Raw genomic sequence first — 15,025 nt, forward strand, 5'->3', positions numbered from 1 at the left:
GTCTCTCCCCGTCAGGAAGACGCCGGAGAAAAGCTCAGGACGCCTCATCGACCACCTCGAAGAGGTTCGGGACCGCCGGACAGGGTGCGAGATCGTTCGCCACGACGTCCGACAGCCGGGTCTGGTGGAGGAAAACGTAGACATGGGCCGAGAGGCCCTCCCACAGGCGGTTCGTGAGAGACTGCGCCTGGGAGCCCGAGGCCCCGCCGGACGCGCCGGCGCCCTTGTGCATGGCCGAGACCGTCTCGTCGACTGCGCCCAGGATGTCCGAGACGCGGATCTCGGAGGAGGGCCGCGCGAGGCGGTAGCCGCCGCCGGGGCCGCGCACGCTCTCGACCAGCCCGGCGCGGCGAAGCTTCACGAAGAGCTGCTCCAGGTAGGCCAGCGACACCGCCTGGCGGCGCGAGATCGCACTGAGCGAAACCAGATCGCCCTCGGGCTGGAGCGCGAGATCGGCAAGCGCGACCATGGCGTAGCGCCCCTTGGTGCTGAGTTTCATCGCTCCACCCCTTCGTCATGCGCGCCTTCGACCGTCCCGGCATTGACGCAGACGGTTGGCATCGCTACTTGCTCTCCGGCCCCGGATCCGGGGCTGGAATAGTTTAGAATTCTTCTAAGGTGTACGGGCGAAATCGTCAAGATTGCCCGGCCCTCATGAAAGGCGGAACATGCCCGAGGTTATCTTCCCCGGCCCCGAGGGCCGGCTCGAAGGCCGCTACCACCCGCAGAAGGACCGCGATGCTCCGATCGCGATCATCCTGCATCCCCACCCCCAGTTCGGGGGCACGATGAACAACCGGGTGGTCTACAACCTCCACTACGCCTTCTATAACATCGGCTTCACGGTGCTGCGGTTCAATTTCCGCGGCGTGGGCCGCAGCCAGGGCGAGTACGACCAGGGCGTGGGCGAGCTCTCCGATGCGGCTTCGGCGCTCGACTACCTCCAGTCCATGAACGCCAACGCCAAGCACTGCTGGGTCGCGGGCTTCTCCTTCGGGGCGTGGATCGGGATGCAGCTGCTGATGCGGCGGCCCGAGATCACCGGCTTCATCTCCGTGAGCCCGCCGGCGAACATGTACGACTTCTCCTTCCTCGCGCCCTGCCCCTCGTCGGGCCTGATCATCAACGGGGGCGCAGACCGTGTCGCGCCGCCGCAGGACACGACGAACCTGGTGGGCAAGCTGAAGGACCAGAAGGGCATCACCATCACCCACGAGACCATCCCCGGCGCGGGCCACTTCTTCGAGGACCCGCACATGGAGACGATGATCGACACCGTGGGCGGATACGTCCGCCGCCGCCTCACCGAGACGACGCGCTAGGCCCGGCGGCCCGGACAGGACTTGAACGCCGGCCCGGGCTCGGGAACACTCGCCCTGACGACAGGAAATGCCGAAAGGGCGACATGAGCATCACCGAGGACCTGGCCGACCGGCTGGCGAAGGACACGATCGACGCGATGGACCGGCTCGGGGACGACCGTCTCTTCGAAGAAGTGGCCCGGACCATCGGCGCGACGTCGCCCACCACCGAAGAGGCCTTCCGCACGGCAATGCGCGTACGCATCGCCGAACGCCGGGCGCGCAGTTTCCTCGAAGAAAAGCTCGCCGGGGCCGGCAAGGGAGGCTGACGTTCATGGCCGCGCCGCAGGAGGCCGATCTGCTACTGGTGCCGCTCCTCGACGGGAGCCGCGCGCTGGTACAGGTCGCCGGACTGGAGCGCGGCACGATGAACCTGGCGCTCACGCTTGCACGAGCGACCGAGCCACGGCCCGTCCGGGCCGAGGAGATCATCGCCCTCCTGCTCTGCTCAGAACGTCCGGTCCGCGAAGGGCACTGGCCGGTCATCGGCTATGAGCGCATTCCGCGCCTTCCGCCGCTCGCCGCCCATTCCACGCCGCAGGATCCCGGCGTGATCGAGGCCTTCCTCAACGCCTGTCACGGGCTCTACCCCTGGGACGGCTTCCCGCAGCCCGATTTCTTCACCGGGCTGCTGGCCCCCGGCATCGGCATTCCCGATACGCGGCGCATGGCGGCGGAGTTCCCGCAAGGCGGACAGGACAGCCCGACCGTCTAGAAGATCGTCGCGCGCGCCGGTATAGCCGGGCCCATGACCGATCGCCTCGCCGACCAGATCCGTTTTCTCACAGCCGCCGACAGGCTCAAGGGCGTCACCCGCGCCAACGTGCTGATGGACGGCTCGCGGCACGAGAATACTGCCGAGCATTCCTGGCACCTCGCGCTCTGGGCCATGGTCTTCGCCGACCTCGCCCCGGGGACGGACCCCGACCGGACCGTCGCGCTGTGCCTCGTGCACGACCTGGTGGAGATCTACGCGGGCGACCATCCGGCGCATCTCGAGCACGACCCGCTGGAGGTTTCAGCGCGGGAGTCCGAGGCCGCCGACCGCCTCTTCCCGCTCCTGCCCGAGGACCAGGCACGGCGTTTCCGCGAGCTCTGGGAAGAGTTCGAGACGGCCTCCACCCCAGAGGCCCGGGCGGCCCGGCGGCTCGATACCGCCCAGCCGGTCTTGCAGGAACTCTCGAATCCCACGCAGTCGGCGGGCGACCGGGACGCCACGCGGGCGATCCTGACCACGGGCCGCGCCGCGGTGCTGGCCGACGACTGGCCGGAGCTGCACCGCCACGCGATGGCGCTCCTCGACCGTACCGGCGCCCTGCCCGAGCCCGTGTTCGCCGCGCGGCTTCGGTTCCTGGCCGAGGCGGATCGGCTGAAATCCGTGCTGCGGGCCACCACCATCTTCGACGGCAGCCGGCCGGAGAACTCGGCCGAGCACTCCTGGCACCTCGCCCTCTTCGCGCTGCTCTTGGCGGAGCACGGAACCGGCGCGCCCGACCCGGCGCGGGCGGCCCGGATGCTGGTGCTGCACGATCTCGTCGAGATCGACGCGGGAGACACCCCTCTGCACGGCGGGCACGATGCGGCCGCCCAGGCCGCCAAGGAACAGGCCGCCGCCGACCGGATCTTCGGCCTTCTGCCCCCCGGCGAGGGTGCCGCCCTGCGGGCGCTCTGGGAGGAGTTCGAGGCGGCGGAGACGGCCGACGCCGTCTTCGCCAAGGCGGTCGACCGCGTGCAACCGGTGCTCGCCAACCTCGAAACGGGGGGCGGCACCTGGACCAGCTACAAGGTCGACCGCGACGCGCTGGAGCGGCGGGTGGGCACGCCCGTCCGCCGCGGTGCGCCCGCCCTCTGGGCCGGTCTCACGCCGCGGATCGACGACTGGTTCGGACCCGCCACGCCCGCCTGAGCCCGATTTCGTATACGAAGGTATGCAGACCTTCCGTGCCGCCCCCGAATGAGCTACACGGCCCCCAATTCCCGATTCACGCCACGCGAGGACCCGATATGAGCAAGATCAAGGTAGAGAACCCCGTCGTCGAGCTCGACGGCGACGAGATGACCCGGATCATCTGGGACTTCATCAAGAAGAAGCTGATCCTGCCCTACCTGGACATCGACCTGCTCTACTACGACCTCGGCATCGAGGCCCGGGACGAGACCGACGACCAGATCACGGTCGACGCGGCCCACAAGATCCGCGAGGTCGGCGTCGGCGTGAAATGCGCCACGATCACACCCGACGAGGCGCGGGTCGAGGAGTTCGGGCTGAAGCGCATGTACCGCTCGCCCAACGGCACCATCCGCAACATCCTCGGCGGCGTCATCTTCCGCCAGCCGATCATCTGCCGCAACGTGCCGCGCCTGGTGCCGGGCTGGACCAAGCCCATCGTCGTCGGCCGCCACGCCTTCGGTGACCAGTACCGCGCCACGGACTTCCGCTTTCCCGGCAAGGGCACCGTCACCATCAAGTTCGAGGGCGAGGACGGCGAGGTCATCGAGCACGAGGTCTTCCAGGCGCCGGGTCCCGGCGTGACCATGGCGATGTACAACCTCGACGAGTCGATCCGCGACTTCGCCCGCGCCTCGATGAACTACGGCCTGATGATGGGCTGGCCGGTCTACCTCTCGACCAAGAACACGATCCTCAAGGCCTATGACGGCCGCTTCAAGGACCTCTTCCAGGAGGTCTACGAGCAGGAGTTCGAGGAAGAGTTCAAGAAGAACAAGATCTGGTACGAGCACCGCCTGATCGACGACATGGTCGCGGCCTCGCTCAAGTGGTCGGGCGGCTACGTCTGGGCCTGCAAGAACTACGACGGCGACGTGCAGTCCGACACCGTGGCCCAGGGCTTCGGCTCGCTGGGTCTGATGACCTCGCAACTGATGACGCCCGACGGCAAGATCGTCGAGGCCGAGGCGGCGCACGGCACAGTCACCCGCCACTACCGCCAGCACCAGAAGGGCGAGCAGACCTCGACCAATTCCATCGCCTCGATCTACGCCTGGACCGGCGGGCTCAAGCACCGCGCCCAGCTCGACAGCAACGAGGAGCTGCGCATCTTCGCGGAGACGCTGGAGAAGGTGATCGTCGATACGGTCGAGTCCGGCTACATGACCAAGGACCTCGCCCTGCTGGTCGGCCCCGACCAGAAGTGGCTCACCACCATGGGCTTCCTCGAAAAGGTCGACGAGAACCTCGACAAGGCGCTGAACAAGGCGCTCGGCTGAGGCCTTCGACCAGCGCGCGAGATCGGCGGGGCCCTTCGGGGCCCCGTTTTCGTCTGCAGGGGTGACGCGCGTGACCTATTTCGAACGATCACGAGCGACGACGGCCTCTACGTGGTAGGAGCTGACCCTTAACCGCGAAGGCTGAGCGCCTCTTATCCGGGCAATGGCACCGAGAAGCGCCGGCTGCAGCCGCGTCGCGCGTTGACCCGGGCGACCGGGCGGCACAAGTCTCGGTCATGCCATCCTATATCCAGATCCCGGACGAATTCCGGCAGTCCCACACGGTCGCCGAAGACGTCCAGGGGCTCGCCATCGGCCTGCTCTCCGCCGCCGTCGGCCTCACTTTCCTCACGCACCTCGGGTTCCTGACCGGGCAGACGGCGGGGCTCGCGCTCATCATCTCCTACCTCTCCGGCTGGTCTTTCGGGGTGGTCTTCTTCCTGGTGAACCTGCCGTTCTACGCGCTCGCCTGGAAACGGCTGGGGCCGGAGTTCACGCTGAAGTCCCTCGCCTGCGTGGCGATCCTCTCGGTCCTCGTCGACCTCATGCCGCTGGGGCTGACCTTCGAGACGCTGAACCCGGTGCTCGGCACCGTGATCTTCGGCGTGCTCACCGGCTTCGGCCTCCTCGGCGTCTTCCGCCACAAGGCCTCGCTCGGCGGTCTGGGCGTCGTCGCGCTGCTGGCGCAGGATCATCTCGGCATCCGCGCGGGCTACGTCCAGCTGGCGGTCGACGTCGCCCTATTTGCCGTGGCGTTCTTCCTGTTCCCCACGGGCGTGGTGCTCTATTCGCTCTTCGGCGCGGTGATCCTGAACGGCGTGATCGCCTTCAACCACCGCCGAGACCGTTACATCGCCGAGTGAGCCTCAGAGTACGCCATGACGACCGAGACCCAAGACACCGCGCCCGCGGCCCAGCATACCGCCCTGGAGGACGCACAGGGCTTCTTCGCGGGCACCATGCTCTGCGCCTTCGGGCTGCAGATGCTCACCGCCATGGGGCTGGTGACCGGTCAGACGGCGGGCCTCGCGGTGATCCTCTCCTACGTGACGGGCCTGTCGTTCGGCGTGCTTTTCTTCCTGGTGAATCTGCCCTTCTACGTGCTCGCCCTGCGGCGGATGGGCCTGACCTTCACGCTGAAGACCTTCGGTTGCGTGGCAGCGCTATCGGTCTTTTCCGAGATCATGGCCCGGCTGGTGGTCTTCGAGCGCCTCGACCCCTGGCTCGGCGCCGTTGTCTTCGGCCTGATGACCGGAACGGGCCTGCTCATCCTCTTTCGTCACGGCGGCTCGCTGGGCGGCGTCGGCATCCTCGCGCTCTACGTCCAGGACCGCTTCGGCTGGCGCGCGGGCTGGGTGCAGCTCGGTTTCGACCTCTGCCTCTTTGCGGCGGCCTTCGCTGTGATCCCGCCGCTCATGGTCGTGCAGTCCCTGGTCGGCGCGGTGGTCATCAACCTGGTCATCGCGGTCAACCACCGCCGAGACCGCTACGTGGCGACTTGAGCCTTCCGGCACGGAGGGCTAGGCGGACGTCATGGCATACGTCTACCTCGTCTTCGCGATCCTGACCGAGACCATCGGCACCACTGCCCTGCAGGCGAGCCAGCAGTTCACGCGGCTCTGGCCCTCGGTCATCGTGGCGGTGGCATACGGCGCGTCCTTCTACCTGATGGCGCTGGCGCTGAAGACCATGCCGGTGGGCATCGTCTACGCGATCTGGTCGGGGCTCGGCATCGTCTTCATCGCCGCCATCGGCTTCGTGATCTTCGGCCAGAGGCTGGATGCTGCGGCGGTCGCGGGGATCGCGCTCATCATGGCGGGGATCCTCGTGATCCACCTCTTCTCCGGGTCCGCGCGCCACTAGGACGCAGCGGCGCGAGCGGAGCGCAGGGCGCCGCACCCCCTAGCCTTCGCAGTCGCAGCATAGTATGGGGCGCGCAACTCTTCCCCAAGGACATCTCCATGGAACTTCGCAACATCGCGATCATCGCGCATGTCGACCACGGCAAGACGACGCTGGTCGACGAACTCCTCAAGCAGTCCGGCGCCTTCCGCGAGAACCAGCAGGTTTCGGAACGGGCGATGGACAGCAACGACCTCGAACGCGAGCGGGGCATCACCATCCTCGCCAAGGCGACCTCGGTCGAATGGAACGGCACGCGCATCAACATCGTCGACACTCCGGGCCACGCCGACTTCGGCGGCGAGGTCGAGCGGATCCTGTCGATGGTCGACGGCGTGGTGCTGCTCGTGGACGCGGCCGAAGGCCCGATGCCGCAGACCAAGTTCGTGACGTCCAAGGCGCTGGCCCTCGGCCTGCGGCCCATCGTCGTGCTGAATAAGGTCGACAAGCCGGACGCCGAGCCCGACCGCGCGCTCGACGAGGTTTTCGATCTCTTCGCCGCGCTGGAGGCCGACGACGACCAGCTCGACTTCCCACATCTCTATGCCTCCGGCCGCTCCGGCTGGGCCGACACTGAGCTCGACGGGCCGCGTAAGGATCTCTCGGCGCTCTTCGACCTGGTGGTCGAGCACGTCCCCTCGCCCAAGCAGGCGGCGCAGGCGGACCAGCCCTTCCGGATGCTGGCCACGACGCTCAGCGCCGATCCCTTCCTGGGCCGCATCCTCACCGGCCGGGTCGAGAGCGGCACCCTGCCCCACGGAGCCACGATCAAGGCGCTCTCGCGCACCGGCGAGCGGGTGGAGCAGTTCCGCGTCTCCAAGATCCTCGCCTTCCGGGGTCTCGCGCAGCAGCCCATCGACGAGGCGGTGGCGGGCGACATCGTGAGCCTGGCGGGCATGTCCAAGGCCACCGTCGCAGACACGCTCTGCGATACGGCGGTTGACCTGCCGATCCCCTCGCAGCCCATCGACCCGCCGACGATCTCGGTCACCTTCGGCATCAACGACAGCCCGCTGGCGGGCCGTGACGGCAAGAAGGTGCAGTCCCGCGTGATCCGCGAGCGGCTGATGAAGGAAGCCGAATCGAACGTCGCCATCGAGGTCGCCGATACTCCAGGCGGTGAGGCCTTCGACGTCTCGGGCCGCGGCGAACTGCAGATGGGCGTGCTCATCGAGAACATGCGCCGCGAGGGCTTCGAGCTCGCGATCTCCCGCCCCCGCGTGATCTTTCGCGAGGAGAACGGCCAGCGGCTGGAGCCCGTCGAGGAAGTCACCATCGACGTCGACGACGAGTATTCCGGCGCGGTCATCGAGAAGCTCACCGGTCCCCGCAAGGGTGACCTCGTGGAGATGAAGCCCGGCGGCGCCGGCAAGACCCGCATCGTCGCCCATGTCCCGTCGCGCGGGCTCATCGGCTATCACGGCGAGTTCCTGACCGACACGCGCGGCTCTGGCGTGCTGAACCGCATGTTCCACGGCTGGACGCCCCACAAGGGCCCGATCTCCGGCCGCCGCCAGGGCGTGCTGGTCTCCATGGAGAATGGCGTTTCCGTGGCCTATGCCCTGTGGAACCTCGAGGAGCGCGGCAAGATGTTCATCGGCGCGCAGGAGCAGGTCTACGAGGGCATGATCATCGGCGAACATGCCCGCGACAACGATCTCGAGGTGAACCCGCTCAAGGGCAAGAAGCTGACCAACGTGCGGGCCTCCGGGACCGACGATGCCGTGCGCCTGACGCCTCCGGTGCAGCTCTCTCTCGAAGAGGCCATCGCCTACATCGACGACGACGAGCTCGTCGAGGTCACGCCTAACGCTATCCGGCTGCGCAAGCGCTTCCTCGACCCGCACGAGCGCAAGCGGCAGGCCAAGGCCGCGAGCTGATCCATCAAGCGAACCCGGCGGCGAGCCCCGAAAGGAGCATCGCCGCCGCGACCGGCGTCCAGAGCCGGCGCTCGGGCCGCCGGCATAGCGGCGAGACCCGCTTTGATCACCCCGAAGGTCACGGATGGAGGTCCGCGGTGACCACATCCCCCACGACGATCTCACCGGGAGCAACGACCTCTGCGCACCAGCCGCCATGCCCACGCATGGCGTTGTAGCCGCCCCTCCCCAGCGCCACTTCCATCCGCGAACAGGGCGCGCAGGGCGCGGTGATCCGCAGGACCACCTCGCCGATGCGCAGCCCGTGCTCGCGCAGTGCGGTCAGGTTGATGCCCGAAATGACAAGGTTCCGGCGCAGGGTCTCCGGCTCAACCGCCTCCAGCCCCGCCAGCGCCGCAATGACCGGCAGATGCTCCGCCTGGATCAGCGTGACCGCCCGCTTGCCGGACCGGGCGTGGTCGCCCTCGAGCCCCGCCGGACCGACACGACCCGACCGGACAGCCTCCAGCCCCGCCTTCCGCTCGGGCCGCAGGCCAATCCAGTCCAGCCGCCCCGCCCCGGCGAATGTCTCGCGGAGCCGGGCGAGATCGCTCACTCGATCTCTTCGACGATGCAGAGCTCCCGCTCCGCCGCGCCCTTGGCGTAGCTGAGGGCCTCCTGGTAGGCGTCGGAGTGGTAGCAGTCATGCGCCGCATTCAGGCTCGGAAACCGCGCGACGACATTGCGCGGCCGGTTCGGACCTTCCAGCTGTTCGTGCGTCCCGCCCCGGGCGAGGAAGACACCGCCGTGCGCGGCGATGGCGTCGGTCGCGCGGGCGGCATACTGGCCATAGGCCTCCTCGTCGGTGACCTTCACATGGGCGATCCAGAGAGCGGTCGGCATCAGCTGTCCTCCAGTACCTTCGAAGCGGCGGCGATCGCGGCTTCGGCATTCGTGGCATCCTTGGCCCCGCCCTGGGCGAGGTCGGGTCGCCCACCGCCGCCCTTGCCGCCGAGCTCGGTGACCGCCGCGCGGACGAGGTCGACCGCCGAGACGCGCCCGGTCAGGTCATCGGTCACGCCCGCGGCGACCGCCGTCTTGCCCTCGGCTTCGGCGATGAGCAGAACGGCGCCCGAACCGAGACCCTCCTTCAGCCCATCGATGATCGAGGGCAAATCCTTGCCCGTGACGCCCGAGAGAACCTGGGCGGCGAACTTCATTCCCGCCACCTCGCGCGCCTCGGGACTCGGTGTGCCGCCGCCGCCCATGGCCGCCTGACGCCGCAGCTGGGCGATCTCGTTCTGCAGGCTGCGACGCTCGTCCAGAAGCGCCTTCACCCGCGAGGCCAGATCGGGCCCGTAGGCCTTCACCAGAGCTTCGACCTCGCCCAGAGTGACGTCCCGTCGGCGCAGCTCGGCCATGGCGGCTTCGCCCGTCAGCGCCTCGATCCGGCGGACGCCCGCGGAGGAGGCCGCCTCGGAGGTGAGCGCGAAGAGACCGATGTCCCCCGTCCTGCTGACATGCGTGCCGCCGCAGAGCTCGATCGAGTAGGTCTCGCCGTCCGGCCCCTTGCCCGTGGGCGCGCGGCCCATGGAAATGACCCGCACCTCGTCGCCGTATTTCTCGCCGAAGAGCGCCTGCGCCCCGATGGCGCGCGCGTCGTCGGGCGTCATGATCCGGGTGGTCACCGGGGTGTTCTGCCGGATCATCGCGTTCACCTCGCGCTCGACCGCGGCGATCTCTTCGGCGCTCAGCGCTTTCTGGTGCGAGAAGTCGAAACGCAGCCTGTCCGGCGCGTTGAGAGAGCCCCGCTGCGCGACATGCTCGCCCAGGTGCTGGCGCAGGGCCTCGTGCAGCAGGTGCGTGGCGGAGTGGTTCGCCCGGATGTGCCCGCGGCGCTCGTGATCCACCTCGAGCCGCGCGCCCTGGCCCGAGGCGATCTCGCCCTCGGTGACCTCGGCGAAGTGGATGTGGAGCCCGGCGACCTTGCGGCAGTCGGTGACCCGCGCCACGCCCGTCTCGGTGACCAGCGTGCCCGTGTCGCCGACCTGGCCGCCGGCCTCGGCGTAGAAGGGCGTCTGGTTCAGCACGATCTGCACCGTGTCACCGGCCCTGGCGCTCTCGCTCCGGTCCGAGCCGCTGACCACGGCCTGCACCTGCCCCTCGGCGGTCTCCGTATCGTAGCCCAGGAACTCCGTCGGGCCGGTCTCGTCGACGATGTCGAACCAGACGGCCTGGTCGGCCTGTTCCCCGGTCCCCGCCCAGGCGGCGCGGGCCTTGCGCTTCTGCTCCTCCATCGAGGCGTCGAAGCCCGGCAGGTCCACTCCAATCCCACGGTCGCGCAGGGCGTCCTGGGTGAGATCGAGCGGGAAGCCGAAGGTGTCATAGAGCTTGAAGGCGGTCTCGCCCGGCAGCGGCTTGCCCTCGGGCAGGTCGCGCACCTCCTCGTCCAACAACTTGAGCCCGCGGTCGAGCGTCTGGCGGAAGCGCACCTCCTCGGCCTCGAAGGTTTCCTCGATCACCCCCTGCCGCTCGCGCAGCTCGGGATAGTGACCGCCCATCTGACCCACGAGCGCCGGGACCAGCCGGTGCATCAGCGGGTCCTTCGCGCCGAGCAGATGCGCGTGGCGCATGGCGCGCCGCATGATCCGGCGCAGCACGTAGCCGCGCCCCTCGTTCGAGGGCAGAACTCCCTCGGCCACGAGGAACGCGGTGGAACGCAGGTGGTCGGCGATGACCCGGTGGTGGACGATGTGCGCCTCGTCCGTGCCGGTGGAGGTGCCGTGGGCCGAGGCCTCCACCAGCGCCTTCATCAGGTCGGTCTCGAAGACGTTGTTGGTCCCCTGCAGCAGCGAGCTGATCCGCTCCAGACCCATGCCGGTATCGATCGACTGGGCATCGAGCTCGCGCCGCGTGCCGTCCTCGAACTGCTCGAACTGCATGAAGACGAGGTTCCAGATCTCGATGAACCGGTCGCCATCCTCTTCCGGGCTGCCGGGAGGACCACCCCAGATGTGTTCGCCGTGATCGAAGAAGATCTCGGTGCAGGGGCCGCAGGGACCCGTATTGCCCATCTGCCAGAAGTTGTCGTCGGTGGCGATCCGGATGATCCGGTCGTCCGGCACGCCGACCTTGCGCCAGATCTCCGCGGCTTCCTCGTCGGTGTGGAAGATGGTCACCAGCAGCCGCTCGGCGGGGATGTCGAGCTCCTTCGTCACCATCTCCCAGGCAAACGGGATGGCGGCCTCCTTGAAGTAGTCGCCGAAGGAGAAGTTGCCCAGCATCTCGAAGAAGGTCAGGTGCCGCGCGGTATAGCCCACGTTGTCGAGGTCGTTGTGCTTGCCCCCGGCGCGAACGCACTTCTGGCTGGTGGTCGCGCGGGTGTAGTCGCGGTGCTCGACGCCGGTGAAGAGGTTCTTGAACTGGACCATGCCCGAGTTCGTGAACATCAGCGTCGGGTCGTTGCGCGGCACGAGGGGCGAGCTGTCGACCACCTCGTGTCCCTGCCGGGCGAAGTAGTCGAGGAAGGTCGAGCGGATATCGGCGAGGCTGGTCATCGGGGCCCTGCAGTTCGGAAGGTGGGTCGGACCGCGTTTAGCCCCCGGCCCCGCGCCTGTCCACAGCGCGCCGCGCGAGCGCTCCCACGGAGAGGCCGTCCATTCGCCGGGCCGGCTCTTCGAACTCGGGCCGAAGTCGCACGCGATCGGACTGAAAGAGACCGGAAGCCGACCTGGAAAGCACTGATCGACCGCTAGCCGGTGGACTGAACGCCTGAACCGGTCAGCATCCACACGGTACAGGCCACCCCCGGCATCCCGCGGGGGCGAGGCATCATATGAACAACCGGAGGGCTGAGGATCCTTACCGTCCCTGCGCCAGAGACCTCTCCCCACGCGACACGCCCCTGCGAACTCGACCGGCTCCGTGAGCCCCTCACCCTCTTCTGGGCTGAAATATCCCGGGGAGTCCGCGGCACCGCCGCGGACGGGGCAGAGCCCCGAAACCGCCCGGCGTCGCCGGAGGCGATGCCGGGCTCATGCAGCGCGGCCGCAGGCCGCACCACTACCTGGACCTACATCTCGACGAGGTCGTCCCCGTCGTCGCCGCCTTCGCTCATGTGGAAGTCGAGCCCGTGGGCGGCGCGGATCTTGTCCTCGATCTGCAGGGCCACCTCGCGATTCTCCTTCAGGAAGGACTTCGCGTTCTCACGGCCCTGGCCGATCCGCTCGTCGCCGTAGGAGAACCAGGAGCCGGACTTCTCCACGACACCCGCCTTCACGCCGAGGTCGAGAAGCTCGCCGGTCTTGGAGATCCCCTCACCGTACATGATGTCGAATTCGACCTGCTTGAACGGCGGCGCGACCTTGTTCTTCACCACCTTCACGCGGGTCTGGTTGCCCACGACCTCGTCGCGGTCCTTGATCGCGCCGATGCGGCGGATGTCGAGACGGACGGAGCTGTAGAACTTGAGCGCGTTGCCGCCCGTGGTCGTCTCCGGCGAGCCGAACATGACGCCGATCTTCATCCGGATCTGGTTGATGAAGACCACCATGCAGTTCGACCGGGAGATCGAGCCGGTGAGCTTGCGCATCGCCTGGGACATGAGGCGTGCGTGCACGCCGACGGAGGAATCCCCCATGTCGCCTTCGAGCTCGCTCTTCGGCGTCAGCGCCGCGACCGAATCGACGACGACCATGGAGACCGCGCCCGAGCGCACGAGCGTATCGGTGATCTCCAGCGCCTGTTCGCCGGTGTCTGGCTGCGAGATCAGCAGCTCGTCGAGGTTCACGCCGAGCTTGCGGGCGTACTGCGGATCGAGCGCGTGCTCCGCGTCGACGAACGCGCAGACGCCGCCCTTCTTCTGCTCCTCGGCGACGCAATGCAGCGTCAGCGTGGTCTTGCCCGAGGATTCGGGGCCATAGATCTCCACGATCCGGCCCTTGGGGAGCCCGCCGATCCCGAGCGCGATGTCGAGACCGAGCGACCCGGTCGAGGTCGCCTCGATGTCGTTGAGCTTGTTGTCGCCGCCGAGCTTCATAATCGAGCCCTTGCCGAACTGCCGTTCGATCTGGGCCAGGGCGCTGTCCAGCGCCTTCTGCTTGTCGGCCTGTTTCTTGTCGTCTTTCATCGCGAGAAGATCTGCCGTTGCCATGGTTCGGCTCCTTATTTCATGCGCGCCGGGGCGCGGCAATGACTGCGTCGTTCGCCTCTTGTTCTCCCCGACGTAATGAGACCAAACCGCGAACATTTCAAGATGAATCTTCGTCGGCTCCCCTTTTGACCGAACAGTGTTAAGGAGAGATTGACCGAGCTGGCGGGGTAAACGGAGAGGTGCAGATGCTTGTTTTCTGGAAGGAAAAGCTCGTCTTCCTGGCCGTTCCCAAGACCGGCACCACGGCTCTCGAAGGCGCGCTCGCGCCGCATGCCTCCATGGTCATCCGCGACCCGCCCGAGCTGAAGCATTCGGCGGTCTACCGCTATCGCCGCTGGCTGGAGCCCTTCTTCGAAAAGGCCGGCCGGCAGAGCATGGAGACGATGGCCGTGGTCCGCCATCCGGTCGACTGGCTCAAGAGCTGGTACAAGTACCGGCACCGCCCGGCCCTGGAGGGGCATCGCAACTCCACGCGCGGCATGGACTTCGACACCTTCGTCTCGGACTACTGCCGCGACACCCGGCCCGCCCATGCCGCGGTGGGCAGCCAGGCGAAGTTCCTGCTCGGCAAGGACGGCGCCCTCGGCGTCGATCACCTCTTCCGCTACGAGGAGCCGGAGCCGCTGATGGACTTCCTCGAGGCGCGCCTCGGAGTGCGTCCGGAGACCAAGCGCCTGAACGTCTCCCCCGCCATGGAGCTCGAGCTCGCTCCCGGGGTCGAGGAGCGCCTGCGACGGAAGTGTCCGGAGGAGTTCCGCGTCTGGGAAATGGGCGCGACGCGCGGCTAGTGGACCGTGTTCGACCGTCCGGCAGCGACCAGCTCGCGCGGAAAGTCGGCCCAGCTGTCAAATACGGGGAACTCGCGCCAGGCCGAGACATCCTCGCCCTGCATGTGCGAGCCACCCGCGTAGAGCGCCACCCGCATCCCCGCGGCGAGCCCCGCCGCCATGCCGGGACCGCTGTCCTCGACGACGAGGGTCCGGTTGGGCCTCGCGCCCATCCGGCGCGCCGCGTGCAGGAAGAGATCCGGCGCGGGCTTGCCGCGCTTGACCTCGCTGGTGGTGAAGACCTTGCCCCGGAAGAAGGGCTGGAGACCGGTGAGCATCAGGGTCCGGGCGACCCGGGCCGGGCTGGCGGTGCTGGTCACGCAGGCCGGCACGTTCAGCCGCGACAGCACTCCCATGAGTCCGGGAGTGACCTTCAGCTCGGTTTCGTAGCGCTCAAGCAGACGGGCCCGGTAGAGATCCTCGAACTCCGGCGGCAGAGGCTTGCCGGTCGAGGCCTCCACGGCGCCGATGACACCGGGAATGCTGCGGCCGAAACTGACCTCGCGTACCCACTGTGGCGTGACCTGGATTCCCAGCTTGGCCAGTTCCTCGGTGAGGACGGCCGCGCCCAGACCCTCGCTATCTACGAGGACACCATCGCAATCGAAAATGACAAGCTCAGTACGCATTAACAGCCCGTTCGGGGTTTGCCTTCTCTACGGCGTCCCCGTTTTTCTCTTCAACAGGCCTAAATGG

16 protein-coding genes are annotated in these 15,025 nt (G+C 67.8%); 10 read left to right on the forward strand and 6 right to left on the reverse strand.

Annotated features, from left to right (window positions below):
- Positions 1-34 precede the first annotated feature (34 nt).
- Entirely contained in the window at positions 35-499 is a 465-nt protein-coding gene (locus F3S47_RS08615; RefSeq protein ID WP_150444831.1) for a Fe-S cluster assembly transcriptional regulator IscR, read from the reverse strand.
- 169 nt (positions 500-668) lie between these two features.
- Between F3S47_RS08615 and F3S47_RS08620 the strand changes: the two genes are divergently transcribed.
- From F3S47_RS08620 to typA, 9 genes are all read left to right on the forward strand, one after another.
- A complete protein-coding gene (locus F3S47_RS08620; RefSeq protein WP_150444832.1) occupies positions 669-1,322 on the forward strand; it encodes an alpha/beta hydrolase in 654 nt (217 codons plus the stop codon).
- 83 nt (positions 1,323-1,405) lie between these two features.
- The gene (locus tag F3S47_RS08625) at positions 1,406-1,630 is read left to right on the forward strand and encodes a hypothetical protein (RefSeq protein ID WP_150444833.1); all 225 of its coding nucleotides are present in this window, start codon (positions 1,406-1,408) and stop codon (positions 1,628-1,630) included.
- A 5-nt stretch (positions 1,631-1,635) separates the two neighbouring features.
- Entirely contained in the window at positions 1,636-2,076 is a 441-nt protein-coding gene (locus tag F3S47_RS08630; RefSeq protein ID WP_150444834.1) for a hypothetical protein, read from the forward strand.
- A gap of 33 nt (positions 2,077-2,109) precedes the next feature.
- The gene (locus tag F3S47_RS08635; protein WP_150444835.1) at positions 2,110-3,267 is read left to right on the forward strand and encodes an HD domain-containing protein; all 1,158 of its coding nucleotides are present in this window, start codon (positions 2,110-2,112) and stop codon (positions 3,265-3,267) included.
- Positions 3,268-3,365: 98 nt separating this feature from the next.
- On the forward strand, positions 3,366-4,589 hold the full coding sequence (locus tag F3S47_RS08640) for an NADP-dependent isocitrate dehydrogenase (RefSeq protein ID WP_150444836.1): 1,224 nt from the start codon (positions 3,366-3,368) through the stop codon (positions 4,587-4,589).
- 236 nt (positions 4,590-4,825) lie between these two features.
- On the forward strand, positions 4,826-5,452 hold the full coding sequence (locus F3S47_RS08645) for a YitT family protein (RefSeq protein WP_150444837.1): 627 nt from the start codon (positions 4,826-4,828) through the stop codon (positions 5,450-5,452).
- 15 nt (positions 5,453-5,467) lie between these two features.
- Entirely contained in the window at positions 5,468-6,091 is a 624-nt protein-coding gene (locus tag F3S47_RS08650; protein ID WP_150444838.1) for a YitT family protein, read from the forward strand.
- A 31-nt stretch (positions 6,092-6,122) separates the two neighbouring features.
- A complete protein-coding gene (locus F3S47_RS08655) occupies positions 6,123-6,452 on the forward strand; it encodes a DMT family transporter (RefSeq protein ID WP_150444839.1) in 330 nt (109 codons plus the stop codon).
- A gap of 98 nt (positions 6,453-6,550) precedes the next feature.
- Positions 6,551-8,371 carry a translational GTPase TypA gene (gene typA, locus F3S47_RS08660; RefSeq protein ID WP_150444840.1) on the forward strand — a complete coding sequence of 607 codons (1,821 nt, stop codon included), beginning with the start codon at positions 6,551-6,553 and terminating at the stop codon, positions 8,369-8,371.
- A gap of 118 nt (positions 8,372-8,489) precedes the next feature.
- Here the strand turns inward: typA and F3S47_RS08665 are convergent, their stop codons facing one another.
- The 4 genes from F3S47_RS08665 to recA all read right to left on the reverse strand — a co-directional run bounded on the left by F3S47_RS08665 (position 8,490) and on the right by recA (position 13,502).
- The gene (locus F3S47_RS08665; RefSeq protein ID WP_150444841.1) at positions 8,490-8,966 is read right to left on the reverse strand and encodes an MOSC domain-containing protein; all 477 of its coding nucleotides are present in this window, start codon (positions 8,964-8,966) and stop codon (positions 8,490-8,492) included.
- A complete protein-coding gene (locus tag F3S47_RS08670) occupies positions 8,963-9,253 on the reverse strand; it encodes a DUF1330 domain-containing protein (protein ID WP_150444842.1) in 291 nt (96 codons plus the stop codon). The genes F3S47_RS08665 and F3S47_RS08670 overlap by 4 nt, the downstream gene beginning before the upstream one ends.
- The gene (alaS, locus tag F3S47_RS08675) at positions 9,253-11,907 is read right to left on the reverse strand and encodes an alanine--tRNA ligase (protein ID WP_150444843.1); all 2,655 of its coding nucleotides are present in this window, start codon (positions 11,905-11,907) and stop codon (positions 9,253-9,255) included. The genes F3S47_RS08670 and alaS overlap by 1 nt, the downstream gene beginning before the upstream one ends.
- Positions 11,908-12,422: 515 nt before the next feature.
- Positions 12,423-13,502: a recombinase RecA gene (gene recA, locus F3S47_RS08680; protein WP_150444844.1), complete on the reverse strand. Its 1,080-nt coding sequence runs from the start codon at positions 13,500-13,502 to the stop codon at positions 12,423-12,425.
- A gap of 185 nt (positions 13,503-13,687) precedes the next feature.
- Between recA and F3S47_RS08685 the strand changes: the two genes are divergently transcribed.
- Positions 13,688-14,290, forward strand: coding sequence for a sulfotransferase family 2 domain-containing protein (locus F3S47_RS08685; RefSeq protein ID WP_150444845.1), 603 nt, complete (start codon positions 13,688-13,690; stop codon positions 14,288-14,290).
- Here the strand turns inward: F3S47_RS08685 and F3S47_RS08690 are convergent.
- Positions 14,287-14,958, reverse strand: coding sequence for an HAD family hydrolase (locus tag F3S47_RS08690; protein WP_150444846.1), 672 nt, complete (start codon positions 14,956-14,958; stop codon positions 14,287-14,289). The two genes, F3S47_RS08685 and F3S47_RS08690, sit on opposite strands and share 4 nt — an antisense overlap.
- Positions 14,959-15,025: the final 67 nt, after the last annotated feature.

The organism is Histidinibacterium aquaticum (genome assembly GCF_008710275.1).
Classification (GTDB): Bacteria; Pseudomonadota; Alphaproteobacteria; order Rhodobacterales; family Rhodobacteraceae; genus Oceanicola; species Oceanicola aquaticus.